The organism is Pseudonocardia sp. D17 (assembly GCF_036984265.1).
Lineage (GTDB): Bacteria > Actinomycetota > Actinomycetes > Mycobacteriales > Pseudonocardiaceae > Pseudonocardia > Pseudonocardia benzenivorans.
In genome coordinates this window covers 1-14,501 of sequence record NZ_BPRG01000074.1, presented here as the reverse complement: position 1 = coordinate 14,501, position 14,501 = coordinate 1, and the positions used below count along the sequence as shown (strand labels likewise).

Annotated in this window: 19 protein-coding genes; 10 read left to right on the top strand and 9 right to left on the bottom strand. The window is 70.5% G+C overall.

What is annotated here, in order from left to right:
- A partial coding sequence (locus tag PSD17_RS13880) for a hypothetical protein (protein WP_339122854.1) occupies nt 1-388 on the bottom strand: 388 nt, incomplete at its 3' end.
- Nucleotides 389-798: 410 nt separating this feature from the next.
- On the opposite strand from PSD17_RS13880, the gene PSD17_RS13875 reads away from it, so the two are divergent.
- The 3 genes from PSD17_RS13875 (at nt 799) to PSD17_RS13865 (ending at nt 2,482) form a co-directional block, all read left to right on the top strand.
- Nucleotides 799-981 (top strand): hypothetical protein, encoded by a 183-nt coding sequence (locus PSD17_RS13875; protein WP_339122853.1) that lies wholly within the window; start codon nt 799-801, stop codon nt 979-981.
- A 288-nt stretch (nt 982-1,269) separates the two neighbouring features.
- Entirely contained in the window at nt 1,270-1,443 is a 174-nt protein-coding gene (locus tag PSD17_RS13870) for a hypothetical protein (protein WP_339122852.1), read from the top strand.
- A 52-nt stretch (nt 1,444-1,495) separates the two neighbouring features.
- Nucleotides 1,496-2,482 (top strand): tyrosine-type recombinase/integrase, encoded by a 987-nt coding sequence (locus PSD17_RS13865; protein ID WP_339122851.1) that lies wholly within the window; start codon nt 1,496-1,498, stop codon nt 2,480-2,482.
- A gap of 67 nt (nt 2,483-2,549) precedes the next feature.
- Here the strand turns inward: PSD17_RS13865 and PSD17_RS13860 are convergent, their stop codons facing one another.
- On the bottom strand, nt 2,550-3,122 hold the full coding sequence (locus PSD17_RS13860) for a restriction system modified-DNA reader domain-containing protein (RefSeq protein ID WP_339122850.1): 573 nt from the start codon (nt 3,120-3,122) through the stop codon (nt 2,550-2,552).
- A 270-nt stretch (nt 3,123-3,392) separates the two neighbouring features.
- Here PSD17_RS13860 and PSD17_RS13855 point away from each other — a divergent pair, with 270 nt between their 5' ends.
- The 7 genes from PSD17_RS13855 (at nt 3,393) to PSD17_RS13825 (ending at nt 8,748) form a co-directional block, all read left to right on the top strand.
- The gene (locus PSD17_RS13855) at nt 3,393-3,902 is read left to right on the top strand and encodes a hypothetical protein (RefSeq protein WP_339122849.1); all 510 of its coding nucleotides are present in this window, start codon (nt 3,393-3,395) and stop codon (nt 3,900-3,902) included.
- Between the two features lie 600 nt (nt 3,903-4,502).
- The gene (locus PSD17_RS13850) at nt 4,503-4,664 is read left to right on the top strand and encodes a hypothetical protein (protein WP_339122848.1); all 162 of its coding nucleotides are present in this window, start codon (nt 4,503-4,505) and stop codon (nt 4,662-4,664) included.
- A 106-nt stretch (nt 4,665-4,770) separates the two neighbouring features.
- Entirely contained in the window at nt 4,771-5,100 is a 330-nt protein-coding gene (locus PSD17_RS13845) for a type II toxin-antitoxin system prevent-host-death family antitoxin (protein ID WP_339122847.1), read from the top strand.
- A 12-nt stretch (nt 5,101-5,112) separates the two neighbouring features.
- The gene (locus tag PSD17_RS13840; protein ID WP_339122846.1) at nt 5,113-5,850 is read left to right on the top strand and encodes a Fic/DOC family protein; all 738 of its coding nucleotides are present in this window, start codon (nt 5,113-5,115) and stop codon (nt 5,848-5,850) included.
- A gap of 592 nt (nt 5,851-6,442) precedes the next feature.
- Nucleotides 6,443-7,129, top strand: coding sequence for a response regulator transcription factor (locus tag PSD17_RS13835; RefSeq protein ID WP_339122845.1), 687 nt, complete (start codon nt 6,443-6,445; stop codon nt 7,127-7,129).
- Nucleotides 7,129-8,460, top strand: a complete 1,332-nt coding sequence (locus tag PSD17_RS13830; RefSeq protein WP_339122844.1) for a sensor histidine kinase — start codon at nt 7,129-7,131, stop codon at nt 8,458-8,460. Before PSD17_RS13835 ends, PSD17_RS13830 begins: the two co-directional genes overlap by 1 nt.
- Nucleotides 8,461-8,622: 162 nt before the next feature.
- Nucleotides 8,623-8,748 carry a hypothetical protein gene (locus PSD17_RS13825; protein WP_013676886.1) on the top strand — a complete coding sequence of 42 codons (126 nt, stop codon included), beginning with the start codon at nt 8,623-8,625 and terminating at the stop codon, nt 8,746-8,748.
- 112 nt (nt 8,749-8,860) lie between these two features.
- Here PSD17_RS13825 and PSD17_RS13820 read toward each other — a convergent pair whose 3' ends face one another.
- The 7 genes from PSD17_RS13820 to PSD17_RS13790 all read right to left on the bottom strand — a co-directional run.
- The gene (locus PSD17_RS13820) at nt 8,861-10,078 is read right to left on the bottom strand and encodes a carboxylate--amine ligase (RefSeq protein ID WP_339122843.1); all 1,218 of its coding nucleotides are present in this window, start codon (nt 10,076-10,078) and stop codon (nt 8,861-8,863) included.
- A gap of 116 nt (nt 10,079-10,194) precedes the next feature.
- Complete coding sequence (locus PSD17_RS13815) at nt 10,195-10,986, bottom strand: phosphatase PAP2 family protein (RefSeq protein ID WP_013676884.1); 792 nt, start codon at nt 10,984-10,986, stop codon at nt 10,195-10,197.
- Nucleotides 10,983-11,945, bottom strand: coding sequence for a hypothetical protein (locus PSD17_RS13810; protein ID WP_339122842.1), 963 nt, complete (start codon nt 11,943-11,945; stop codon nt 10,983-10,985). Before PSD17_RS13810 ends, PSD17_RS13815 begins: the two co-directional genes overlap by 4 nt.
- 504 nt (nt 11,946-12,449) lie before the next feature.
- Nucleotides 12,450-13,088 (bottom strand): DedA family protein, encoded by a 639-nt coding sequence (locus PSD17_RS13805; RefSeq protein ID WP_339122841.1) that lies wholly within the window; start codon nt 13,086-13,088, stop codon nt 12,450-12,452.
- Nucleotides 13,089-13,599: 511 nt separating this feature from the next.
- Nucleotides 13,600-13,758, bottom strand: coding sequence for a hypothetical protein (locus tag PSD17_RS13800; protein ID WP_339122855.1), 159 nt, complete (start codon nt 13,756-13,758; stop codon nt 13,600-13,602).
- A 254-nt stretch (nt 13,759-14,012) separates the two neighbouring features.
- Nucleotides 14,013-14,288: a hypothetical protein gene (locus tag PSD17_RS13795; protein WP_339122840.1), complete on the bottom strand. Its 276-nt coding sequence runs from the start codon at nt 14,286-14,288 to the stop codon at nt 14,013-14,015.
- Between the two features lie 14 nt (nt 14,289-14,302).
- Nucleotides 14,303-14,501 (bottom strand): hypothetical protein (locus tag PSD17_RS13790; protein WP_339122839.1); only part of this gene is annotated, 199 nt, incomplete at its 5' end.

Sequence of the window (14,501 nt, the reverse complement as noted above, 5' to 3'; positions counted from 1 at the left end):
GTGCGCCCGAATCCTGGATCAACGATCCGACTCGGACACAAGGAGGGTGCACCAGTGAGCGACGCCCGATGCGGGCACCGAACACAGGCGCAGCGTCCTCGATCGGGCCACGCTGGTGCGCCGGGACACGTCCCGCGATCGATGCCGCGGCCTCGCGGGCCCACTCCGGGAGGCCAGGTCCCAGCGTCCAGTGGGCCTGGGCGGCGGCGTGGCCGAACTCGTCGCGGAACTGCTGCTTGGCCGCGGCTCGGGTGGCGTTCTTCTCCGCGATCAGGTCCCGGCCGAGCATCAGCTGCTGCAACAGGGTCAGCACGATCACCTCGTCGGGGTCGAGCTGCATGTCGTCAACGACGTCGCCGACGGCCTCGTCCACAGCTTCTGCCTGCACGCCACGCTCCCGATCCCCGGCTCGAACCCGACACACAACCGTCGCCATCGACAAGACGGGCGTTACCGAACGGTCAGCCACCTCGGCTGCATTTCCAGGGGGCGGACGGCGCCGTGTGCAGCCATCTTGCCCAACACGAATCCGCCTGAAGGAGGACGAATCGCGCAACCGATGCGCTTCTGCGACGTCTTGTCTGTGTGACGTCTCCCCGCGAGCTTGACCGCCACGCGCAGACCGCCCCCCGCCGCGACGCCCTCGCCCCCTACGGATCCGTGGAACGTGGCCCGCTGTACCCAGTGCAGCCGGCGGACTTCACACAGCCGCTGCCGCAGCAGCGTCCCCCATCGCCCGCTCACGCGCCGCAGCCGGTGCCGTCGATTCACGCCGCCGCAGGCGCGCAGCAAGCAGTCGTGAACGTCGGCAACATCGGCCCGAGCCGTTCGGTCACGAAGCAGCGCAAATCGACGAGCCACGGCCTGCACCTGTTCCTCACGATCATCACCGGAGGAGTGTGGGGCCTCTGTGTGTGGCTGCCGATCACCATGTGGCACAAGATGGGTCCGAAGAAGAAGATCACCACGGAGCACTACTAAGTTGCGGTCCTGAGGACGGGGTTCCCCTCGAGACGGGTGAGCGACACGAGCGTGACCTCGCTGGCGTCGACCAGGTCCTGAGGCAGACTGCGAACATGGTCCGGGTGGAGCTCGTCGCACGGCCTTGAGAATGGCGGCGCAGGCGCCGGCACACGCCGCCGACCACGGCGATCCCCGAGGCCCGGCAGCCAGCTCATTGGAGGAGGTCATGGCCGCCGAGGACCCGTTGATCCATCTGACCCGGCTGGTGGAGATGCCGGCCGCCCGTCGATTGGCGCGGAGATGTATGTGGCGTCCTACCCCGATCCGCTGGTCGTCGAGCGCACCGTCTGGCACGCCGACGCCCGTGCCGGCGAGCCGCACGTGCAGGTCTTCCTGTCCCCCATCGACTTCGACGCCCTCAGCGACAAGATCGAGGCGCTCGCGATGCTCCGCGGTGCCGGCTGGGACGCCAGCACCTGACACCAGCTCGACCTCCGTGGGGTTCGCGTGCTGCTCGGTTACGGTTTCCGGCGTGGGTGGGCCCGAGCAGCGCGACGACGACGCACCCCCCACCGGGACGAGCGTCGTGGCGGTGGCGGCCGGGGAGGTCGAGCATGCGCGGGACCGGCGGAATCGGGTCCTGGCGGCGTTCCTGCTGAGCTGCCGTTCCGAGCACACCCGCCGCGCCTACGCCGGCGACGTCACCGACTTCTTCGACTGGTGCGACGAGGTCGGGGTCGAGGTCTTCGCCGTCCGCCGGGTGCACCTCGACGGCTACGTCACCGCCCTCGCCGCGCCGCGGCCGCGGACCGGGCGACCGGCCGCGGCGTCGACCGTGGCGCGCAGGCTCGCCGCGTTGGCCGGGTTCTACGACTACGCCGTCGACGACGGTCTGATCGCGTCCTCACCGGTGACCCGGGTACGGCGGCCCCGGGTCGAGTCCGACTCCCCCAGCACCGGGCTCGACCGCGACGAGCAACGCGCGCTGCTCGCGGCCGCCCAGGCGGACGGGCCCCGCGCGACAGCGCTGGTCACGTTGTTGCTGCACAACGGGTTACGCATCGACGAGGCACTCTCCCGCGACGTCGAACATCTCCAGACCGAACGCGGGCACCGGGTGCTGCGCCTGCACCGCAAGGGCGGCCGCGCCGCCACCGCGGCGCTGGCGGCGCCGACCGCCCGAGCGCTGGACGCCTACCTCGATGGTCGGGATGCGGGGCCGATCTTCATCACCCGGAGCGGGCGGCGGATGGACGGTCCGGCGGCGTGGCGGCTGATCCGCCGCCTCGCCCGCACCGCCGGCCTCGCCTCGGCGGACCGGATCGGCCCGCACAGCCTGCGGCACACCTTCGTCACCACCGCCCTGGACGCGAAGGTCGAGCTGCGCGATGTCCAGGACGCTGCCGGGCATGCCGACCCGCGGACCACCCGCCGTTACGACCGGGCCCGCCACAACCTCGACCGCCACGCCACCTACGCGGTGGCCTCCTACCTCGCCGAGTCGGGCGAGGTCGGCTAGCGCGGCCTCAGGCGGTCTCGGGCCAGCGAGGACAGGACTCAGGCGTGACTGGATGGAAATCCGGTGATTAGCGCTGTGGCTCGGCGGAGTTGAGGGAGGTCTCGCGGAGGCTGGCCAGGCTGAACTGTCCGTCGGCGAGATCGGCGATCCAGTAGGTCCAGCCGTTGCGGGACCCGCCGCTGGCGTTGGTGGCTGCCGCGGACGGGCTGTCGTAGGTCTGTCCGCCGACGCGGATCTGCCCGCCGGCGAGCACCGTCGCGGTTATCTCACTGTCACCGGCCGCTGACAGGACGGTGCCTTCCGGGAGGAGGTCGGCCCTGACGAGGTCGGCGAGGGTCACGGTCCGGCCTCCTGGTAGCACCGGGTCGAGGACTGGGCCTGGCGCGGGGTAGGTCGGGTCGTAGGTCTGGTCGCCGAGTGTGGTGAAGGCGTCGCGGACGACGGTGCTCATGAGACCGCGGCGGGCTTCGAGGAACTCCTCGTAGCGCAGGCTCTCCCAGCCCGGTGGGAGCGCGTGCCAGTAACACTGCTGGGCCAGCCGCTGCGGGCTGATGCCTCTCTGGGCGATCTGGGCGGGCCAGTACTCGGTGGGGGGCTGGTCGGAGATATCGATGTTGTCGCTCCACTCGACCAGGGCCATGTTGGCGATCTGGTTGACCCGTTTGGTCTCGCCGATGCCGGTGCGCTTGAGGAAGGCCTTCGGGAACAGGTGATGGCGCTCGATGCCCCTGCGGGAGGGCCCCTCGACTCTCCTCCGCCGGCGACGGGGGGCGTCCCTTGGCCGCCGGTCTCGAACTACAAGATAAGTGGCATTATCTTGTGGATCGGTATATAGCATTGCATGGCGTAACAATAAAGTGCTATGCGATTATACTTGACGAAATGCTATGCATCTTGTTCGTTTCGTCGCGTGACCGAGACCAATGCGGCGGACGCCGGCGTGCCGCAGCCTCAGCTGATCGCGTGCGAGTTCCCGATGCCGGGCCGCTGCCCGAACGTCATGGAGTACGCCGGCGTGGGCCGCAAGCCGAAGTACTGCCAGCAGACCGTCGACGGCCTCCGGCACGTCGCCTACACCGCGCACCGGGTCGTCAACGGCATGGTCACCGTCCCCGAGCCGGGCAGCCAGCCGTCCGCGCCGGCCGTAGGTGCCACTCCCCTGCGCCCCGTCACCCAGGTCCGCGCCACCGCCGCGAAGCTGCACGAGCAGCTCGGCAACCTGGTCGACCGTCAACTGCAGCCGCTGATCACACAGCTCGTCGAGGCGATCCACATCGCTGCCGACCCCGAATCCACCCGGCGGCCTCGCAGGCCTCGGACCCGTACGAGGACGCCGCGTCGGAGGCGCTCGCGGTTCGGAAGTCGACGCCGTGCAGCGGGAGGCCTGCAGCCGCATCGACGCCGCCGAGGCCGCCGCTGACGACGCGCTCGCCCGCGCCGAAGAGGCCGAGCGCACCGCCGACGCGGCCCGGCTCGCCCCAGGCCGACGTCGAGTATGTCGCCGGCCAGGCCCTGACCGAGCGCGACGAGGCCTGCGAGCAGCGCGGCCAGCACGAACGGGCGGCTGCATCGCTCGCCGGCGAGCTGGCCGAACTTCGCGCCTCCCGCGCGACCGCAGAGAACGAGGGTGAGGCCACCGCCGCGGCCCTGTCCGACGCTCGAAGCGAGATCGAACGCCTCGCCACACGACGCCTGGCGGCCGAGGCCGCACGCGACGAGATCCGGATCGAACTCGCCGCCGCGACGCAGCAGGTGCGCGACCTCACCGAGGCCCGCGATGACGCCCGCGCCGCGTTGGCGACCGAGCGCCGCGAACTGGGCGAACAAGGCCGCCGCACCGAGCTGGCCGAACAGCGCATCGCCCGCGACGAACTGACCATCGTGTCGCTCACCGAACAACACACTGCGGCCCGCGAGGAGGCGCGCGACCTAGCACGAACGCGCCGCCACCGCCCGCGCCGAAATCGCCGCAGCGACGGCGCAGATCGAGGCCCTACGCGATGCTGCTGCCACCGCCGCCGTGTACGCCGAGCAGCGTCTCGCCGATGCCCATGCTCGCCACGAGGAGCAGCTCGCCAAGCACCGGGTGCGCCACCAGGACCAACAGGCCGAGTTCAGCGACGAACTCGACCGAGCTGGCGATCCGTCCGGACGCAACGACGAGGACCCGGACCAGCGCTGATCGGCAAGGCGCCCTCAGCAGGGCGTCCTCAGCGCCTCCTTGCGTACCGGCACGCGGACGAGGGCTGCCGCCGGAAATGTGTACACAAGTGTGTTAGCCTGAGGCGGTGGACGGCCCCCTGAAGGTCCTGACCATGCGCGAGCTCCGTTCCGAACTCGCCGGGGTGGTTAAGCGTGTGGCCGAGCCCGGTGCCGGGCCCGTCTTCGTCGGGTCCCACCGCAGACCGGAGGCAGTCCTGATGTCGATCGAGCAGTATGAGCAGCTGCACCGGCTCGCCGAAGCCCGTCGCCACGCCGTTACCGAGGCACTGGCATCGGTCCGCGCCGAGGGGCTCGAGCCGAGCCCGGAAGGTCTCGACCGGCTCGCGGCGGTTGCCGACGGTCGCATTAGCCCCGAGGAGGCCCTCGCCCAAGCGCTGGCGCCGTACCGACGCTGAACTCGACCTGCAGTGGCCGACGACCCCTACACCGATCCACGAACCGGCGTCCTGCGCAACGTGCTCGGCATCTCTGACCAGGACGAACTCGATCGGATCGAGGCCGAGGTCACCGCGCTACGGCTGGTGCAGCTCGCCGAAAGCGCGCTGCCCGGCGCCTACGACTTGGCACACCTACAGGCGTTCCATCGCTTCTTGTTCACCGACCTCTACGACTGGGCCGGCCAGCTGCGAACCGTGACGATCGCCAAGCAGGACCTGTTCTGCCTCCCCCAGCACATCCCTGCGTTTGCCGACGACATCTTCGGCCGGCTCGCGGGCAACGGCCACCTGCGTGGACTAGGGCGGGACGCGTTCGTCGCCGGGCTTGCCGACGTGCTCGCCGACATCAACGCGCTACACCCGTTCCGCGAGGGAAACGGCCGTGCCCAGCGGGCCTTCGTGGCCCAGCTGGCTCGCGCCGCTGGATATCAGCTGTCCTGGCAGGGCCTGGACCAGCAGGAGAACATCCTGGTCTCACAGGCTGCGCATCGCGGCGACAACGAACCACTGCGCGTACTGCTGGATCGACGTGTAAGCCCTCAGGACCAGCCAACGTCGTCGCCGTCCCATCCTGCACGTACTGCCAGCGGCACCTATCGCACGGGCGGCGAGCTCGACGAGGAAACGATGCCGGGGATTCCGCCGCAGCGGAACCCACGACCCCCCTCCCGCAGACGCAAGCCACCTGGTGCGTCGCCCCGCCGGTAAGACCTACGGGCCAAAAGGGGTGCGCCCGTGTGAGTAGGACGCTGCGGCGGCGCAATCTCGGCCATCAACTTTCTTGAAGCCCAGCTCGGCGACGACCTTCATTCAGTTCCGATTGCGACGGCCGCTGACAAACCTCACGTTGGCTCAAGGATTGCGCGTGGGCGCGCCGGCTCTGTCGCCGTACCTCCCCGGTGGTCAGCCCCCCCCGGGCGGTGGCGGCGCACTTCGCCGAGGTCTACGGGGCGAAGGTCTGCAAGGACACCATCTCCCGGACCACCGACACGTGGTCGGCCGACGAGGCTTCCGGGCGCGGACCGCGCGGTGCCGCGGGATGCGCGCTCGATCGGCTGTGGACGACGATTTCGGGCCTTCGTCTGCAGGGCGATCTTCGTCTGCCTCGGTCGGCTGCCGTCGCCGAGACCTCGACGACCGTCTGGTGTTCCCGGCCTACGCCGTGGCGGCACGGTCGTTGCCGGCAACGACGAGCTCGGCCGCGCGACCGGGACCGGGGCCGGCCAACCAGGGGTAAGCGTTCGGTAAGCACGCCCGTTTCCTACGAATCGGTGCTCGCGCCCGTCCTAGAGTCGGTCTCGTGGCCCGGTTGCTGCTGGTTGAGGACGACAAGACGATCGGGGGCGCGCTCGCGCGCAGCCTGACGCTCCACGGGCACGAGGTTGTCTGGTCCCAGGATGGTGGGGCCGCTGTCCGTGAGGGGGCGCGGGCGTCGTTCGATCTGGTTCTGCTGGATCTGGGGCTCCCGGATCTCGACGGCATCGCGGTCTGCCGCGAGCTGCGGCCCGCCCTGCCCGATGCCGTGATCGTCATGCTGACCGCGCGTGACGAGGAGATGGACGTCGTCCTCGGGTTGGAGTCCGGCGCGGACGACTACCTGGTCAAGCCTGTCCGGCTCGGTGAGCTGCACGCGCGGGTGCGCGCGCATCTCCGCCGTGCCGAGGCGGGAGGCCACCAGCCCCCGACCGAGCTCGGAGACCTCGTTCTCGACGTCGCGAGCCGGCGCGTCACGGTCAACGGCGGGGAGCTCCACCTGCGTCCTCGGGAGTACGACCTGCTCGCGCGGCTCGCGGCGAATCCTGGCGTTGCGGTCAGTCGCGATGTCCTCATCGCCGAGGTCTGGGACGAGAACTGGTTCGGCTCCACGAAGACCCTCGACGTGCACGTCGCTTCGATCCGCCGGCAGCTGGCCTCGGCCGGGTCGGTGCGCATGCCGACCATCGTGACCTTGCGCGGCCACGGGTACCGGCTCGATCCGCCCGCCTGATGCGCCGTCGTATCGTCGTCCTCACCCTGGGCGCGGCTGTTCTGGCCATCGCGTTGTTCGGGCTCCCGCTGGCCGCGATCGCTGCCAAGTACCTGGTCGATCGCGAGCGCAGCGAGCTCGACCAGGTGGCGACCGTCTCGGCGTTGACCGTCGCGGTCGACATCGCGGGCGCGCATCCGCTGGAGCTACCGACCGTCGCGGAGGAAGCCGACGTCGCGCTCTACGACACGAGTGGCACGCGCATCCTCGGAACCGGACCGGCCACCGCGGACCCGCCGGTGCGCGACGCACTCGCCAACCCGGGGCAGATCACGTCCGACGACGGCGTCGTCGCCCTTGCCGTGACCGGGAATGACCCGCGCGCGGGCGTCATCCGCGTCGCTGCCTCCGGCACGGAGGTCTACCTGCAGATCGGCCTGGTATGGGCCGTGATGACGGCGTTCGCGCTGGCTGCGTTCGCGGCGGTGTGGATCGTCGCTCGCCGTCAGGCCGGACGGTTGGCCGGCCCGTTGGAACAGCTGTCCACGACTGCCCGCCTGCTCGGAGCGGGAGACTTCACTGCGCGGACCCAGCGGGTGGGGATCCCCGAGATCGATTCCGTCGGGGCCGATCTGGACACCACCGCTGACCGGCTCGGGGACCTCGTCGCGCGCGAGCGGGCGTTCACAGCGGACGCCTCGCACCAGCTGCGGACCCCGCTCGCCGGGCTCCGGCTGAGCCTGGAGACCGCGCTCGACGATCCCGAGGCCGACCTGCGCGCGGCGATCGACGATGCAGTGCATGCGGCCGACGGCCTGCAGCGCACGGTCGAGGACCTGCTCGCCCTCGCCCGCGACATCCGCACCGGACGCGGCACGGTCGACATGGTGTCTCTGGTCGCCGACGTCGTCGAGCCGTGGCGGCGGCTGTTGGTCGAGCGCGGCAGGACACTACTGGTCCGGGCGGAGGAGGGTCTTCTGCCTGCGAGCGCATCCGAAGCAGCGATCCGTCAGGTTCTCGCCGTGCTGCTGGAGAACGCGCTACAGCACGGCGGGGGAACGGTCACCGTTGACGTCCGGGACGCGGCGGGTGCGCTCGCGGTCGACGTCAGCGACGAAGGACCAGGAATCTTGATGCCGCCGACGACTTTGTTCGCGCGGCGCTCCGCGGGCATCGATGGGCCTCGCCCGACAGGTGGGCACGGCATCGGTCTCGCGCTGGCGCGGAGCCTGGCCGAGGCCGAGGGTGGGCGGCTCACCTTGAGCCGGGCACGCCCGGCCACCTTCACTCTGCTCGTCGCGACCGCGCCCGGTGCGGGCGGTGTCCTCCCGGCGATGCGGGCAGCCGAGTGATGAGGTCAAGGGCGAGGCTCGGCGGGGACCTCCCGTGGCCTGGAGATTCCTTACCCGGCGCTTGCATCGAGCTACCCGACTCCGAACAGACCCGGACCTACCGTCGGGAGGGATGGCGTCGGGACCACTGCGACGCGGTGGCGATGGATCGGGGGCCGGGTGATGACACGACTGCGGCGCTACGCATCTGCCTTTCTGCGCCTGTGCGTGCTCGTCGGCGCAGGTAGCTTCGTGGTCGGGGTCGGAATCGCCGCGCTGCTCACGGTGGTGCTGCTCCTGGTCGGCTGACAACCACGTGTCGGCCTGACCGAGACCGGGACCCCCTGGGGGTCGAACGCCTCGGCGGCTCGGGTGGGCGATTTCTCGACCGACAGGAGACGGTTGCCGTCGTCCGGAGGGCTCACCCGTGCCGGCGATCGGCAATCTTCCTTCGGAGACCGGAGACAACCCGGCCGACCAGCGCCTGGGTCGGTCGCGGGTCGTGACGGTCCAGAACTGCGTGCGTCGTGCCCCGGCGGGGCCTGAGCTCGGAGACAGCGGAGCCCACCCCACGGTCGCGCGCGCTGAGCACGGCGTATATGTCGTCCTCGGCGCGGAACGTGCGGCCGAGCTCGTAGTCGACGACGGCCGGGGTCCGGCCCAGCAGCAGGTCCACCCATATCGCCGGCAGGTTCGGCCCGGCGGCGATCGCGAGCGCGAGCGAGTGGTACACGCGCGGGTTGAGGTCGATGAGCAACGGCCCGGACGCCGACTCGATCAGCTGGATGTTGAACAGACCGCTCCAGCGCAGGTTCGCCATCAACGCCCGGGCCGCCTCGTCGAGGGCCGGGTCGCGCGCGACGGTGGTGGCGAAGCAGACGACGCCGCAGTCGCGGGGCCAGGTCCGTTCGGCACGTTTGTGCACGGTCGTGACGACCCGTCCTTCCCAGGCCACGCCGTTCACGGTGCGGATCCGGCCGTGCAGATAGGGCTGCACGAGTCCGGCTTGATCCGGCAGGTCGCGCAACGCCGTGACCAACTCGTCTAGTCCCGCCACCCGGGCGACCTCGATGCGCTCGAGGCGACCGTCGCGGGTCATCTCCGACCGCAGTGGCTTCACGACAGCGGGGAAGCGGACCCCGCCGTCACCGTCGTCGAGGTCGGAGAGGGTGACGGCGGCGGTCGGCGGGACGAGGAACCCGGCGGAGCGGGCGTGTGAGTCGAGCAGGCTCTTGTCGCACGCGGCGGCGACGAGAGCCGTCTCGGGCGCGCCGACCGCGACACCAGCGGGAAAGAGGTTGCGACGGTCGGCGAGGGCGAGCAGACCAGCCTCGGTGCCGGGCAGGACGACGGTCGCGCCGATTCGGGTCGCCGCGGCCGCCAACCCGTGCGCGAAGCCGTCGGGATCGACGCGGGGGTCGAGGATCGGGATCACCCCCGCCGCGGCACGAGAGAGCGCCCCGTAGGAGTGCGGGTCCGTGGTGGCGACCCACGTGCGGTAGCCGGCCCGGTGCAGCCCGCGAAGTGCGGCCAGGCCGCCGGTGTACTCCGCGCCGGTGAGAAGGACACAGCCGCCCGCCTCCCCGCCGCCGCGCCTCGTCTGGGACTGCCTGCGGTGCAACGAGCTCGTCGTCGACATGACCGGAGTGTGCGAGCCCGCGGGCAAGCGTTCGGCAATCGCGGGGTGGCCGGAGTGCAAGGGTTCGACGGGGCGAGCAGTGTTTGCCTCCACCTTGCCGCGAGAGCCGTCGTTGCTCACCTGCGGGCGGGCGGCCGGTCCTCGTGCGCCGGGATCGAGCCGAGTGGAATGAGCGGGTCCGCGGCGGCCACCTCCCCCGGGGAAGGCTCGACGCGGAAGAGCGCGCCCACGCACACCGTCAGCCACGCACCGCCGAGCAGCCAGCCGTCGAGCACGTCGCTGGGCCAGTGCACCCCGAGATAGAGCCGACTGACGCCGATGGCCGCCACGGCCCCGGCCGCGAGGGCGACCGTGGTCCATCGGATGAGCGTGCGTGTCGTGCGTGTGACCACGACCGCTGCCACGATCCCGAGGACGACCGTAGAGCTCAGGGCGTGCCCCGAGGGCAGCGAGTAGCTGCTCTCCGCCGCGAGCTGCCAGGACTGCGGCGGCCGTGGCCGGGCAACGAGGTTCTTGACCACGACGACCAGTACCCCGGCACCGCCCAGGGCCACGACGACCACGGCCGCGGCACGGATGCGGCGCTGCCACAGCAGCACGGCGCAGGTGGCCACGGCGACCACGACCATCCCGAGCGTGCCGCCCGCCGCCGATACCACTGACATCGCCGTCGTCGCCGCGGCAGAGCGCTCCTGCATGATCCACGTCAGAACAACGGTGTCGGGCCCGAGCGGCCCCAGACCGTGCATCGCGACGATCGAGGACAAGACCGTGTGCGCGCCGAACAGCACTGTTGCGCTCACGGCGGGCACGAAAAGGGGATTGCGGGCGTACGCAAGCGCGATGAGGACGATCACGGCGGCGAGGACGAGGGCGTCCTGTGCCGCGAGCAGCGCGATCGTGCTCACCGCGCGGTCAGTGCGAAGAAGTCCCGCTGGTCGGCCTGCAGGTAGCGGTCGACCGGGCCCGGCATCGTCGGCAGCAGAGGGGTGCCGACGAGCTGGGCGGGCAGGTGAGCGGTGTGGTCGTAGGTGAACATGTCGACCATTTGGTTGTGGATGTCGAGCTCCATGCCGGTGACCGCGCCGGCCTGCGTGAGCGCAGCGGCAAGTGTTGCCAGCGTCAGGCCGGCGCCGCCGACGTAGACCAGGTCGTTGTGCGCCGTGACGCCGAGGCCGGACCGCCAGGTGTACTGCAGCTGGTTGCTCGCCGAACCCCACTGCCCGCCGCCGTTGATGTCGAGACCGGGCACGACCTGACCGTGGTCGATGATCAGATCGAGATTCTGGCGGACCGCGACGACGTCGGGGCCGGCGCCGACGTCGCGGCCCCACGCTCCGATGTGAACGACTCCGGAGGAGTCGATCACGGCCGACGCCGCGCCGTCGCGCAACGGAACCGGGGTGCGGCCATCGGCGGAGAACCCGCCGTTAGCGTCTTTCATCTTGAACCCGGAGTTGAACGTGGCCAGCAGGGTCGGGCGGGAGGCCGCCGGGACGCGCCCGGCCTCAGGCCAGCCCCGCCCGCTGGGCTCCCGGGTGCCCGGGATCAGTCGGGTGCTGACCGTGCGCTGGTCGAACCGCGCGATGCCCGCGACGACGCTGGCATGGGCGGGATCGGGGCGGATGAACGTCGTCAGCACCGACGCGGCGTGCCCCGGGATCGCCTGAGTCGGGGTCCAGACACCCTCGCCGGCGAGCGCGGGAGTGATCAGCGGTGCGACCGGCGCGATAGTGATCGGCCGCGAGGGGTCGGTGGTGACGACCGGAAGGGAACGGGAGTCCGGGGCCGTATCGGCGGGTGCGTGCAAGCGGTAGTAGACGTTCTCGGCGAGGTTCACCACGGGAGCGCCCCCGTGGTCACGCACCCACTCCACGGTCCGCACGAGAAACGACGCGTTCCCCGGATACACCAGCGCCCGAACGTAGGAGGTCGCCACGGGGATGAGCACAGCGATCATGGCCAGTCCGACCCATCGGCGCCGCCGGCGCCACCCGGTCCTGGCCGCGCGCCGGGAAGGCGTCCGGTTGCCCGTGGGTTGCGGGGCGGAGGGCTGTCCGGGGTCGTTCGCGGCGGTGGGGCGGGAGACCGTGACACCGTTCATGCCATAGACGCTATGGACGTGCTGGTACGGGCCTCACCAGCAGGTGGTTAGAGGTTGGGAACCCTTCGAACGGCGAGCGTCCCCACACCTCAGGTCGGATGTCAGGGCGGCCAGTTCGTCGCGGAAGGTCGCCGCATACGCGTGCCCGACGCGTTCCTCAGCCCGTCGAGCATCGCTCGCGGGACGGACCGCCGGGCGCCGGGCTCGATCCGCCCCTCGGATGCCCACGTCATCACTCCATCTCGTCCCATCGCCTCGTCGAGCACCTCAGCCGCTGGCTCGGACCCGCCGGCGCTCCCGACGGAGCTCCACCGCTATTGGGAGCAGCGACACGACAATGACCAGCCCGATGACCGGCAACAGGTAGGCCTCGATCCCGGGAACCGTCGCACCGAGGGCATATCCCGCAAGCACCAGACCGACGGTCCACACCAGACCGCCGACGACCTGCCACATGGTGAACGTAGCCGCGGGGGTGCGCAGGGCGCCGGCGACCGGGTTGAGGACTGTCCGGACCACCGGGATGAACCGGGCCAGCACGATCGCCTTCGCCGGCCCGTAGCGGGCGAACATCTCCTCGGCCCGATGCATCCCTGCGAGCAGCCGTGGATGGCCCGACCGAACCTCGAGGGCGCGCCCCGCCCGGTGCCCCAGCCAGAACCCGGCCTGGGCGCCGAGGAGGGCGCCGGCCGCCGCGGCCAGCAGCACCCACGGCAGGCTCAGGTGCAGCGCGCCGCTACCGGCGGCGCACAGCAGACCCGCGGTGAACAGCAGGGAGTCCCCGGGTAGGAAGAAGCCGATGAGGAGCCCGGTCTCGGCGAACAAGACGACGAGGATGCCGATCGTCCCGAACGACGACAGCAGGTCGTTCGCACTGAGCGGGTTGAGCGCAAGGATTGTGGTCACATCAACTCCTCGGTGCACGTCACCGCGACGGCGGTTCCCGCCGTGACGAGTCCGACGTTAGGCCTCCGAATGCGCGGGACCGGCCAATCGCGAGTAAGCATTGGGTAAGCACCAGCCGACGTGGTTCGGGCGCGGTGATCGGGGCTCTTACCCGTCTCCGACCCGGGGCACGGGTGCCGTTCACCTTCCTCAGGCACGCTGCGGGGCATGCGCGGGTCCCGGGTAGATGATGTGGTCGGGTCCCAGCAAGTGTTGGTCGTCGACGACCGGGCGATCCGTGAGTCCTCGACCGCGCGCTGGTCGCTGACGCGGATGAGCATCCGCGCGACGTCATCGCGCCGCTCGTGGGCGACGTGCTGATCAGGTTGACGGTTGGCAGCAGCGTCGAGGTATCCCCACGCAGCACAAGCTCGCTCAATCGGCGTTGATGCCGTCGCGTAGCGAGCCGCACGGCTCGCCCGCCACCCGGGTCCGGCCGACCCTTGCGCTGTGACGCTGCACGCTGAGGCCGTCAGCGCGCGGCACTGCGCCGACGCACAGCCCCGAAGGTGCCGGTCGCAATGAAAAGCACGATTCCGATGATCGCCAGCCAGAGCAGTGACTTGACAGCGAACCCTAGAACCACGAGGACGAGCCAGAGCACCAGCAGCCCGATGATCAGAACCATCACGCACCACCTTGTCCGCATCAGACCCGGGACGGGTCGAGGTGGGCGATGATGCCCGGAGGAGGGCGCGCCAAACGTCCAACGGAGTGCGACGTTGGTCGTAGCCGTCGCGGACTTGGGCGGTGATCTCGATCCAGAGGGAGGCGCTCGAGTGCCTGTGCGGCCTGGGCATTAGCGCGGGAGATCGAGGATCCCGGCGCGGGCGCCCGATCCTGCCATCCCGGGTGCCGCGGCGGGGCGGCTCGTGCTGGTGTATGTCAGTGACCCCTGCGCCTATCTGCTCCGCGACGGGCGGCAGACGCGATTCCGCGACGAAACGGGAAGCTGACACCGTCAGCAGTCGCCAGCGCGCGTTCGAGTGCCGGCCGCGGCCGCGCGAGCAGGTGCTTGGTGATGGTCTCGCAACCGAGCTCACCGAGGCGCGCCAGGAACAGCGCCACCGCCGGGCTGCAGTGACGACGGATCGCCAGGGTGACCGCGAGTACGGCGGTCACGACCTCGACCGCCAGTCGACTTCCCAGGTCGGTCGCCACCCGCACGGACGTGATCAGACCGCCAGCGGAGAAGCGGCTCGCATCACGGTGAACCGCGACCAGGCTCGCCGACGGTCTCGACCAATCAGCAGCAAGGCGCCGAGTTCCCGCTCGATCGCCGGAATCCCCAGCGGCACACCCACGCCACCACTAGTGCCTCGATCGAGAACGTTGGCGTTGTAACCCGGCTGCGGTGATCGGCTGAGAGGCTGT

Excerpts from the sequence above, each read along its gene's own strand:
- PSD17_RS13830 (WP_339122844.1), top strand. The coding sequence starts at position 7,129 with ATGCGCCGTCGTATCGTCGTCCTCACCCTGGGCGCGGCTGTTCTGGCC.
- PSD17_RS13825 (WP_013676886.1), top strand. The coding sequence starts at position 8,623 with ATGACACGACTGCGGCGCTACGCATCTGCCTTTCTGCGCCTGTGCGTG.
- PSD17_RS13860 (WP_339122850.1), bottom strand. The coding sequence starts at position 3,122 with ATGGCCCTGGTCGAGTGGAGCGACAACATCGATATCTCCGACCAGCCC.
- PSD17_RS13820 (WP_339122843.1), bottom strand. The coding sequence starts at position 10,078 with ATGTCGACGACGAGCTCGTTGCACCGCAGGCAGTCCCAGACGAGGCGC.